The sequence below is a fragment of the Streptomyces sp. SID8352 genome, assembly GCF_009862265.1.
Taxonomy (GTDB): domain Bacteria; phylum Actinomycetota; class Actinomycetes; order Streptomycetales; family Streptomycetaceae; genus Streptomyces.
The window spans coordinates 23,417-33,831 of the sequence record NZ_WWGX01000024.1 but is presented as its reverse complement, the minus strand read 5'-3'; the positions used below and the strand labels follow the sequence as shown (position 1 = coordinate 33,831).

2 protein-coding genes are annotated in these 10,415 nt (G+C 76.5%); both read left to right on the top strand.

Annotated elements, in window-relative coordinates:
* Positions 1–24 precede the first annotated feature (24 nt).
* Positions 25–4,728, top strand: coding sequence for an SDR family NAD(P)-dependent oxidoreductase (locus tag GTY84_RS34530; protein ID WP_272919168.1), 4,704 nt, complete (start codon positions 25–27; stop codon positions 4,726–4,728).
* Between the two features lie 89 nt (positions 4,729–4,817).
* Positions 4,818–10,415: type I polyketide synthase (locus GTY84_RS08205; protein ID WP_161225483.1), on the top strand; the 5,598-nt coding region annotated here is incomplete at its 3' end.

Genomic DNA, 10,415 nt, shown 5'->3' with positions numbered 1-10,415 from the left:
GTGTTCGGTGGGGACGCGGGGCTGTTGAACCGGACGGCTTACGCCCAGCCGGCGTTGTTCGCCGTGGAGGTGGCGCTGTTCCGGCTGGTGGAGTCGTGGGGGGTGCGTCCGGACTTCCTGGCCGGGCACTCGGTCGGGGAGTTCGCCGCCGCGCATGTGGCGGGTGTGTTCTCGCTGGAGGATGCCGCGGCTCTGGTGGCGGCGCGGGGCCGGTTGATGCAGGAGCTGCCGTCCGGTGGGGTGATGGTCGCGGTCGGGGCGGCGGAGTCCGAAGTCCTCGGGCTGCTCGTCGGGATGGATTCCGAGGTGGGTGTCGCGGCGGTCAACGGGCCTTCCTCGGTGGTGCTTTCGGGTGCCGTGGAGGCGGTGTCCGAGGTGGTTTCGAAGCTGTCGGCGCGGGGTCGCAGGACCAAGGCCCTGTCGGTCTCGCACGCGTTCCATTCGCCTCTGATGGATCCGGTGCTGGGAGGTTTCCGCAGGGCGGTGGAGGCGGTTTCCTTCGGGGCTCCGCGCCTGCCGGTGGTCTCCGCGCTCACGGGAGGCGTGGTGTCGGCGGGGGAGTTGTGCTCGGTGGACTACTGGGTGCGCCATGTCCGTGAGGCGGTCCGTTTCGCGGACGTGGTCGAGACCCTGGCGGCGGAAGGCGCCGGCGCGTTCCTGGAGGTCGGGCCCGGTGGCGTGCTGACCGGGCTGGCTGCGGCGGTCGTGGAGGACGGCCGGGCGGTCATCCCGGTGCTGCGGGGGGACCGGTCGGAGGAGAGGGCCGTCCTCACCGCCCTCGCCGGGCTCCATGTCCGGGGCACTCCGGTGGACTGGACGGCCGTCCTTGCCGGCCGGGGCGCCCGCCGGGTCGACCTGCCCACCTACCCCTTCCAGCGCGAGCGCTACTGGCTCGAGACCCGGCCCGCCGCCGGAGACCTCGCGGGCGCGGGCCTGGCCTCCGCCGACCACCCCCTCCTGGGCGCCGCCGTCGCCCTGGCCGACGGCGAAGGACTCATCCTCACCGGCCGGCTCTCCCTGTCGGCCCAGCCCTGGCTGTCCGAGCACCGGGTCATGGGAGCGTCCCTGCTCCCCGGTACGGCCCTCGTGGACCTCGCGATCCGCGCCGCCGACGAGACGGACTGCGACCGGGTCGAGGAACTCACCCTCCAGACCCCGCTGGTGCTGCCCGCCCAGGGCGCCGTACAGCTCCAGGTCGCGGTGGCCGGCCCCGACGACGACGGACGCCGGAGCGTCAGCGTCCACTCCCGGCCGGAGGCAGCGGGCCCCGACGCACCCTGGGCGACCCACGCCACCGGCCTCCTCGCCCCGCCGGCGGGGAAGAGGACCGCGCAGGACCTCTCGCAGTGGCCGCCCCCCGACGCCGACCCCGTCCCCCTGGACGGCTGCTACGAGCGTCTGACCGCACTCGGCTTCGGCTACGGCCCCCTCTTCCAAGGGCTCCGCGCCCTGTGGCGGCGCGGCACGGAGGTGTTCGCGGAGGTCTCCCTCCCGCAGGACACCCCGGCCGGCGGCTTCGGCATCCATCCGGCGCTGCTGGACTCCGCCCTGCACGCCGTCGGCCTGGGTGGGCTGCTGCCCGACACCGGCCGGGGCCGCATCCCCTTCGCGTGGAGCGGTGTACGGCTGGAGGCGACCGGCGCCACCGCCCTGCGGGTCCGGCTGACCGCGCCCGCCCCGGACACCGTCTCCCTGGCCGCCGCCGACGGCAGCGGCCGTACGGTCGTCTCCGTCGACTCCCTCGTCCTGCGGACCGTGACGGCGGACCAACTGCCCGCCGCCGGGGGTGTCGAGCACCCGGACGCGCTGTACCGGCTGGACTGGCCGGTCCTGCCGACGACCCCCCACGAGACCGCCGGCCCCCTCACCCTCACCCGCGTCGCGGACCACGCGGGCCTGCGCGCGCTCCTGGAAGGCCTCGGCGACGCCGCCCGGCCCGCGGACACCGTCCTGGTCCCCGCGCCGCGCGGCCTCCTCGGCGCACCGGAGGCGGAGCAGGTCCACACGGTGACCCGGGAGGGCCTCGCCCTGTTGCGGACCTGGCTCGAAGACGACCGGACCACCGACTCACGCCTGGTGCTGCTGACCCGCGGCGCCGTCGCCCCCGAACCCGGGGCCACCGTCACCGACCCGGCCCACAGCGCCCTGTGGGGCCTCGTCCGCTCCGCGCAGTCGGAGCACCCCGGCCGCCTGGTGCTCGCCGACCTGGGCCCTGCGGAGGGGGAAGCGGGCGCGGAGGAACGGCTGCTGGCCGCCGCGCTGGCCACCGGCGAACCGCAGTTCGCGCTGCGCGGCACCACCGCCCACGTCCCCCGGCTCGCCCGCCGGACCCCCGCCGACGCACTGACCCCCGCCCCGGGGACGACCGGCTGGCACCTGACCACCGCCACCACCGCCATCACCGGCGTCAGTGGTACCACCGGCGCCGCCGGGACCCTCGACGCCCTCGCGCTCACCGAGAACCCCGCAGCCACCGCCCCCCTCGGCGAGGGCCAGGTCCGGATCGCCGTCCGCGCCGCCGGCGTCAACTTCCGCGACGCCCTGATCGCCCTCGGCATGTACCCCGGCGACGCCACCCTCGGCAGTGAAGCCGCCGGCCTCGTCGTCGAGACCGGACCGGGCACCACCGGTCTTGCGGTGGGCGACCGGGTGTTCGGCATGATCCCCGACTCCTTCGGCCCCCTCGCCGTCGCCGACCACCGCATGGTGGCCCGGATACCGCACGGCTGGACCTTCGCCGAGGCGGCCTCCGTGCCCGTCGTCTTCCTCACCGCCTACTACGCGCTCGTCGACCTGGCCGGCCTGCGGCCCGGACAGACGCTGCTCGTGCACTCGGCGGCCGGCGGCGTCGGCATGGCCGCCACCCAACTCGCCCGCCACCTCGGCGCCGAGGTCTTCGGCACTGCCGGACCCGGCAAGTGGGCCGCCCTGACGGCCGAGGGCGGCCCGGACGCCGACCACCTCGCCTCCTCCCGCGACCTCCGCTTCGAGGAGCGGTTCCTCGCCGCGACCGGCGGCCGCGGCGTGGACGTCGTACTGAACTCCCTCGCCGGGGAGTACGTCGACGCGTCCCTGCGCACCCTCACCGGCGGCGGCCGCTTCCTCGAGATGGGCAAGACCGACGTCCGCGACCCCCGCCGGGTGGCCGAGGAACACCGGGGTGCGGCCTACACCGCCTTCGACACCATCGAAGCGGGCCCGGACCGGATCGGCGCCATGCTCCGCGAGCTCGTCACCCTGTTCGAGGCCGGGACCCTGCGCCCGCTGCCCGTCACCTGCTGGGACGTGCGCCGGGCTCCCGCCGCCCTGCGCCATCTCAGCCAGGCCCGGCACATCGGCAAGCTCGTCCTCACCGTCCCCGCCGCACCCGACCCCGAGGGCACCGTCCTCGTCACCGGCGCGACCGGGGCGCTGGGCGGCCTCGTCGCCCGGCACCTCGTCACCGGACACGGGGCGCGCCACCTGCTCCTCACCAGCCGGCGCGGCGCCGACGCCGACGGGGCCGGAGCACTGCGCGCGGAGCTCCTCGCGGCGGGGGCCGGGACCGTCACCCTCGCGGCCTGCGACACCTCCGACCGGGAGGCGCTCGCCGCCCTCCTGGCCGGCGTTCCCGCCGGCCGGCCGCTGACCGCCGTGGTCCACGCCGCCGGAGTCCTCGACGACGGACTGGTCACCTCCCTCACCCCGGACCGGCTGGAGGCCGTCCTGCGCCCCAAGGTGGACGCGGCGCTCCACCTGCACGAACTGACCCGGGGCACGGACCTCTCCGCCTTCGTGCTGTTCTCCTCGGTCGCCGCGACCCTGGGCAGCGCGGGACAGGGCAACTACGCCGCCGCCAACGCCTTCCTCGACGCCCTCGCCCAGCGCCGCGCCGCCGCAGGGCTGCCCGCCACCTCGCTGGCCTGGGGGCCGTGGGCCGACGGCGGCATGGCCTCGGACATGGACGGCGCCGGGCAGGACCGGATGGCCCGCTCCGGGCTGGTCCCCTTCCGGCCGGACGAAGGCCTCGCGCTCTTCGACGCGGCCCGGGCGGGGGAGCAGGCCGTCCCCGTACCCGTACGCTTCGCGGCCGCCCCGGCCGCCGCGGGCCCCGACGCCGAACGGGCCGTACCTGCGGTGCTGCGCGGCCTGCTGCGCCCGGCCCCCCGGCGCACCGTCCGCGAGGCCGCTCCCGGCGGCGGCCCGGAGGCCCTGCGGGACCGGCTGGCCCGGCTGTCCGGGCCGGAACGGGACGGCGCGCTGCTGGACCTGGTGCGCACCCAGGTGGCGGCCGTCCTCGGCCTCGGCGGCCCTCGTGAGGTGGACCGCGAACGGGAGTTCAAGGCGCTGGGCTTCGACTCCCTCACCTCGGTGGAGCTCCGCAACCGGCTGAACTCCGCGACCGGACTGCGGCTCCCGGCCACCCTCGTCTTCGACTGCCCCACGCCCGCGGCCCTCGCCGCCCGCATCGGCGCCGACCTCGCACCGCGGCCGGACCAGGCCCCTTCGGCCGGGTCCGTCTTCGCGGACCTCGACCGGCTGGAGCAGACCCTGGCCACCGTCGGGACCGACGACGAACTCGTCCGCTCCCGGATCAGGACCCGCCTGCACGGTGTGCTCGCGGCCTTCGCCGAAGGACCCGCCCCCGCCCCCGGCGCGCCCCCCGGCGACACGTCCGACGAGCGGCTGGCGAGCGCCACCGTCGACGACATCTTCGCGCTCATCGACCAGGAGCTCGACGGCTCCTGAGCACCCGGACGCGCCCGGGCCAGCAGGTGCACACGACCCGCGGCCGCACCGCCGCACCCCTTCCCGACACTTCCCGACGGGTGAAGAACATGCCGAACGAACAGAACCGGCAGGACCGGCACGACCGGCCGGGCGTCCAGGACGTCCAGAGCGCCCAGGGCGTCCAGAGCGAGAACGAACAGAAGCTCCTGGACTACCTCAAGCGCGTGACGGCGGACCTCAAGCAGACCCGGCGCCGGCTGCACGAGGTGGAGGCGAAGGACCAGGAGCCCATCGCCATCGTCGCCACGAGCTGCCGCTACCCCGGCGGCGTCGACAGCCCCGAAGCCCTGTGGCGGCTGGTCGACAGCGGCTCCGACGCGGTCACCGGATTCCCCGACAACCGCGGCTGGGACCTGGAGGGGCTCTACGACCCCGACCCGGGCGTCCCCGGGAAGTGCTACACCCGCGAAGGCGGCTTCCTCCACGACGCCGGCCGCTTCGACCCGGCCCTCTTCGGGATGTCCCCCCGCGAGGCCCTGGCCACCGACCCTCAGCAGCGGCTCCTCCTCGAAGTCGCCTGGGAGGCCTTCGAGCGGGCCGGGATCGCCCCCACCGCCGTCCGGGGCTCGCGCACCGGCGTGTTCGTCGGCCTCGCCTACCAGGGGTACGCGGGCAGCGGCGACACCCGCGAGGAACTGGAGGGCTTTTTGCTCACCGGTACCGCCCCCAGCGTCGCCTCCGGCCGCCTCTCCTACACCTTCGGGCTGGAAGGCCCCTCGCTGACCGTCGACACGGCCTGCTCCTCCTCCCTGGTCGCCCTGCACCTGGCCGCCCAGGCCCTGCGCCGGGGCGAATGCACCATGGCCCTGGCCGGCGGGGCCGCCGTGATGGCCGCCACCGGCATGTTCACCGAGTTCAGCCGCCAACAGGGCCTGTCCGCCGACGGCCGCTGCAAGTCCTTCGCCGCCGGAGCCGACGGCACCGGCTGGGGCGAGGGCGTCGGCATGCTGCTCGTCGAGAAGCTCTCGGACGCCCTGCGCAACGGCCACCCCGTCCTCGCGGTCGTCCGGGGGAGTGCCGTCAACCAGGACGGCGCCTCCAACGGCCTCACCGCGCCCAACGGCCCCGCCCAGCAGCGGGTCATCGAACAGGCCCTGGCCGGTGCCGGGCTCGCGGCGGCGGACGTGGACGTGGTCGAGGCGCACGGCACGGGCACCCGGCTGGGCGACCCGATCGAGGCGCAGGCCCTCCTCGCCACNTACGGGCAGGGCCGCCCCGAGGACCGGCCGCTGTGGCTGGGCTCCCTCAAGTCGAACATCGGCCACACCCAGGCCGCCGCCGGTGTCGGCGGGATCATCAAGATGGTCGAGGCGATGCGCCACGGTGTCCTGCCCCGGACCCTGCACGCCGAGCAGCCCTCCCCGCACGTCGACTGGACCTCCGGCTCCGTACGCCTCCTCACCGAGTCCGTGACCTGGACGGCGGACGGCCGGCTGCGCCGGGCCGCAGTCTCCTCCTTCGGGGTGAGCGGCACCAACGCCCACACCATCATCGAACAGGCCCCGCCCCTTCCCGAGCCGGAGCCGGCCCCCGTCCCGGCCGCCGGTCCGCTGCCGGTGGCCTGGACCCTCTCGGGCCGCGACACCACGGCCCTGCGCGAACAGGCCGAACGCCTCCTGCGGCACCTCCTCGGCCTCGGCGAGGTCAGCCCCGTGGACGTGGCCCACTCCCTGGCCACCTCCCGCGCCGCCCTCGAGCACCGCGCCGCCGTGGTCGGTACCGACCTGCCCGCACTCGTCGCCGGAGTCACCGCCCTCGCCGCCGCCGAGCCCGCCCCGCAGCTCGTCGAGGGCGTGGCCGGACGGGACGCGGCGACCGCGTTCCTGTTCTCGGGCCAGGGCAGCCAGCGCCTGGGCATGGGCCGGGAACTGTACGAGAGCCGGCCGGAGTTCGCCTCGGCCTTCGACGCGGCGTGCGCCGCCCTCGACCCGCACCTCGAACGCCCCCTCAAGGAGGTGGTGTTCGGGCGGGACCCGGATCTGCTGGAGCGCACCGAGTACACCCAGCCCGCCCTGTTCGCCGTCGAAGTGGCCCTGTTCCGGCTGCTGGAGGCCTGGGGGGTGCGCCCCGACTTCCTCGCCGGGCACTCCGTCGGCGAGTACGCCGTCGCCCACGCGGCGGGCGTGCTCTCGCTCCCCGACGCGGCGAAGCTGGTGGCCCTGCGGGGCCGGCTGATGCAGACGCTCCCGGACGGCGGGGCGATGGTCGCCGTCGAGGCCTCCGAGACGGAGGTTCGCGAACTGCTCGCGGGGCTGACGGACCGGGCCGGCGTCGCCGCCGTCAACGGGCCGCGGTCCGTGGTCGTCTCGGGCGCCGCCGACGCCGTGGCGGACGTCGTGGACAGGCTCGCCGCCGAAGGCCGCAGGACCAAGGCCCTCGCCGTCTCGCACGCCTTCCACTCGCCCCTGATGGACCCGATGCTCGACACCTTCCGGACCGCCGTCGCATCCGTCACCTTCGCGCCCCCGCGGTCGCCGGTGGTCTCCACCCTCACCGGAGGACCGGTCACCGCCGAGGAGTTCTGCTCGCCGGCTTATTGGGTCCGCCACGTCCGCGAAGCGGTGCGCTTCTCCGACGCCGTCGCCTCCCTCGCCGCCGAGGGCGTCGCCGCCTTCCTGGAGGTGGGCCCCGGCGGCGTCCTCACCGCCCAGGCCCGGCACGTGCTCGGCGGCGGCGAGGACGAGGGCCCCGTCCTCGTCCCCCTGCTGCGGACCGACCGCCCCGAGCACCTGGCCGTCACCACCGCCCTCGCCCGCCTCCACGTCCAGGGCACCCCCGTCGACTGGGCCGCCGTCCACGCCGGCCGCGGCGCCCGCCGCGTCGACCTGCCCACGTACGCCTTCCAACGCCAGGACTACTGGCTGCTGCCCGCCGCCCCCGCCGGCCGCCGGTCCGCGATCGGGGACGGGCAGTACGAGATCACCTGGAAACGGCTGCCCGCCCCCGTCGCCGGCCCCGCCGACGGCCACTGGCTCCTGCTGGCCCCCGCCGCCGGTGCCGGCCCCGCCGCCGCGGACCTCACCGGCGCGCTCCGGGAGGCGCTCACCGCCCGCGGGGCGCGCACCACCACCCTCACCGTGGACCCCGCCGAGGACCGCGCGGCCCTCGCCGCCCGGCTGCGGGAGGCCGCGGCCGACGCCGCACCCCGCGCAGTCGTCTCCCTCCTGGCCCTCGACGGGCGCCCCGCCGCCGCACTGGCCGCCCTCACCGGCGGCGACGCCGCCACCCTCACCGCGGTCCAGGCACTCGGCGACGCCGGAGTGGCGGCCCCCCTCTGGTGCGCCACCCGCGGAGCCGTCACCACCGCACCCCAGGACGTGCCGACCGCCCCCGCCCAGGCCCGGATCTGGGGCCTCGGCCGGGTCTCCGCCCTGGAACACCCCGACCGCTGGGGCGGCCTCGTCGACCTGCCGGCCGAATGCGACACCACCGCCCTGGACCGGCTGATCGGCCTCCTCACCGCCGACGGCCCGGAGGACCAGCTGGCCGTCCGCCCGGACGGGGTGTTCGCCCGCCGCCTCACCCGCACCCCCGACACCGACTCCCGGCGCACCGCCGCATGGCGGCCCCGCGGCACGGTCCTGATCACCGGCGGGACCGGCGCCCTCGGCGGCCACGTCGCCCGGCTCCTCGCCGCTCGCGGCGCCCGGCACCTCGTCCTGGCCGGCCGCCGCGGCCCCGCCGCCGAGGGCGCCGCCGAACTCACCGCCGAACTGGAGGCACTGGGCGCCCGGGCGACCGTCGCCGCCTGCGACGTCGCCGACCGGGACGCCCTCGCCCGCCTCCTCGGCGAACTCACCGCCCCGGACGTCGCACACCCCCTCACCGCTGTCGTCCACACCGCCGGCGTCGACACCCCCGGACTGCTGGCCGACACCGGTCCGGCCGCCTTCGACGCCGTCCTCGCGGCGAAGGCCGCGGGCGCCGTCCACCTCGACGCCCTGCTGCGGGAACTCCCCGCGGACCACCCCCTCGAGGCGTTCGTGCTGTTCTCCTCCGCCTCGGGCGCCTTCGGCACCTCCGGCCAGGCCAACTACGCGGCCGCCAACGCCTGCCTGGACGCGCTGGCCGTGCGACGCCGCGCCGAGGGCCTGCCCGCCACCGCCCTCGCCTGGGGCCCCTGGGCCGGCTCCGGCATGGCCGCCACCCCCGAGATCGCCGACAACCTCCGCAAGCGCGGCCTGGAACCCCTGCCGGCCGAGGAAGCGCTCACCGTCCTGGAGCGGGCCGTCGGCCGCGGAACCACCGCCGTGACCGTCGCCGACGTCGACTGGACCCGCTTCGCCCCGACCTTCACCATCGGCCGCCCCAGCCCCCTCCTCGCCGACCTGCCCGAGGTCCGCGCGGCCGCCGACGGCCGCCCCACGGGCGCCGACGCGGCCGGGGACACCGCCCGGGCGCTGCGCCGCACCCTCGCCCAGGCCGACCCCGCCGACCGGGACCGCACGCTCGTGGAACTCGTCCGGCGCGAAGCCGCCGCCGTACTCGGCCACCCGGGCCCCGACGCGGTCGAACCCGGACGGGCCTTCCGCGACCTGGGCTTCGACTCCCTGACCGCCGTGGAACTGCGCGGCCGGCTCGTCCGCGCCACCGGCCTGGAGCTGCCCACCACCCTCGTCTTCGACCACCCCTGCGCCCTCGACCTCGCCGGCCGGCTCCTCGTCGAACTCCTCGGCGCCGACGAGCCGCGTCCGCCGTCCGCCTCCGCCGCCACCCGGGCCGCCGCCGACGAGGAACCCCTCGCGATCGTCGCCATGAGCTGCCGCTACCCCGGCGGCGTCCGCTCGCCCGAGGAACTGTGGCGGCTGGTGGAAGAGGGCACCGACGCCATGTCCGTCTTCCCCGACGACCGAGGCTGGGACCTCGACTCCCTCTACCACCCCGACCCCGACCACCCCGGCACCACCTACGCCCGAGCCGGCGGCTTCCTCTACGACCTGGCCGACTTCGACGCCGCCTTCTTCGGCATCTCGCCGCGCGAGGCCACCGCCATGGACCCGCAGCAGCGGCTGCTGCTGGAGACCTCCTGGGAGGCCTTCGAACGGGCCGGCCTGGACCCGGCCACCGTCCGCGGCAGCCGCACCGGCGTGTTCGTCGGCTCCGGCTACCAGGACTACCTCCGGCGCGGGCTCGCCGTCCCCGAAGGGGTCGAGGGCTACCTCGGCACCGGCAACGCCGCCAGCGTGGCCTCCGGACGCATCGCCTACACCCTCGGCCTCGAAGGCCCCGCCATGACCGTCGACACAGCCTGCTCCTCCTCCCTGGTCGCCCTGCACCTCGCGGCCCGCTCCCTGCGCCAGGGCGAATGCGAACTGGCCCTCGCCGGCGGGGTCACCGTGATGTCCAGCTCCGGCGCCTTCATCGAGTTCAGCCGCCAGCGGGCGCTGGCCGCCGACGGCCGCTGCAAGGCCTACTCCGCAGCCGCCGACGGCACCGGCTGGGGCGAGGGCGTCGGCATGCTGCTGCTGGAGCGGCTGTCCGACGCCCGGCGCAACGGGCGGCACGTCCTCGCCGTGATCCGCGGCAGCGCCGTCAACCAGGACGGCGCCTCCAACGGCCTCACCGCCCCCAACGGCCCCGCCCAGCAGCGCGTCATCCGCCAGGCCCTCGCCGACGCCCGCCTGACCCCCGCCGACATCGACGCC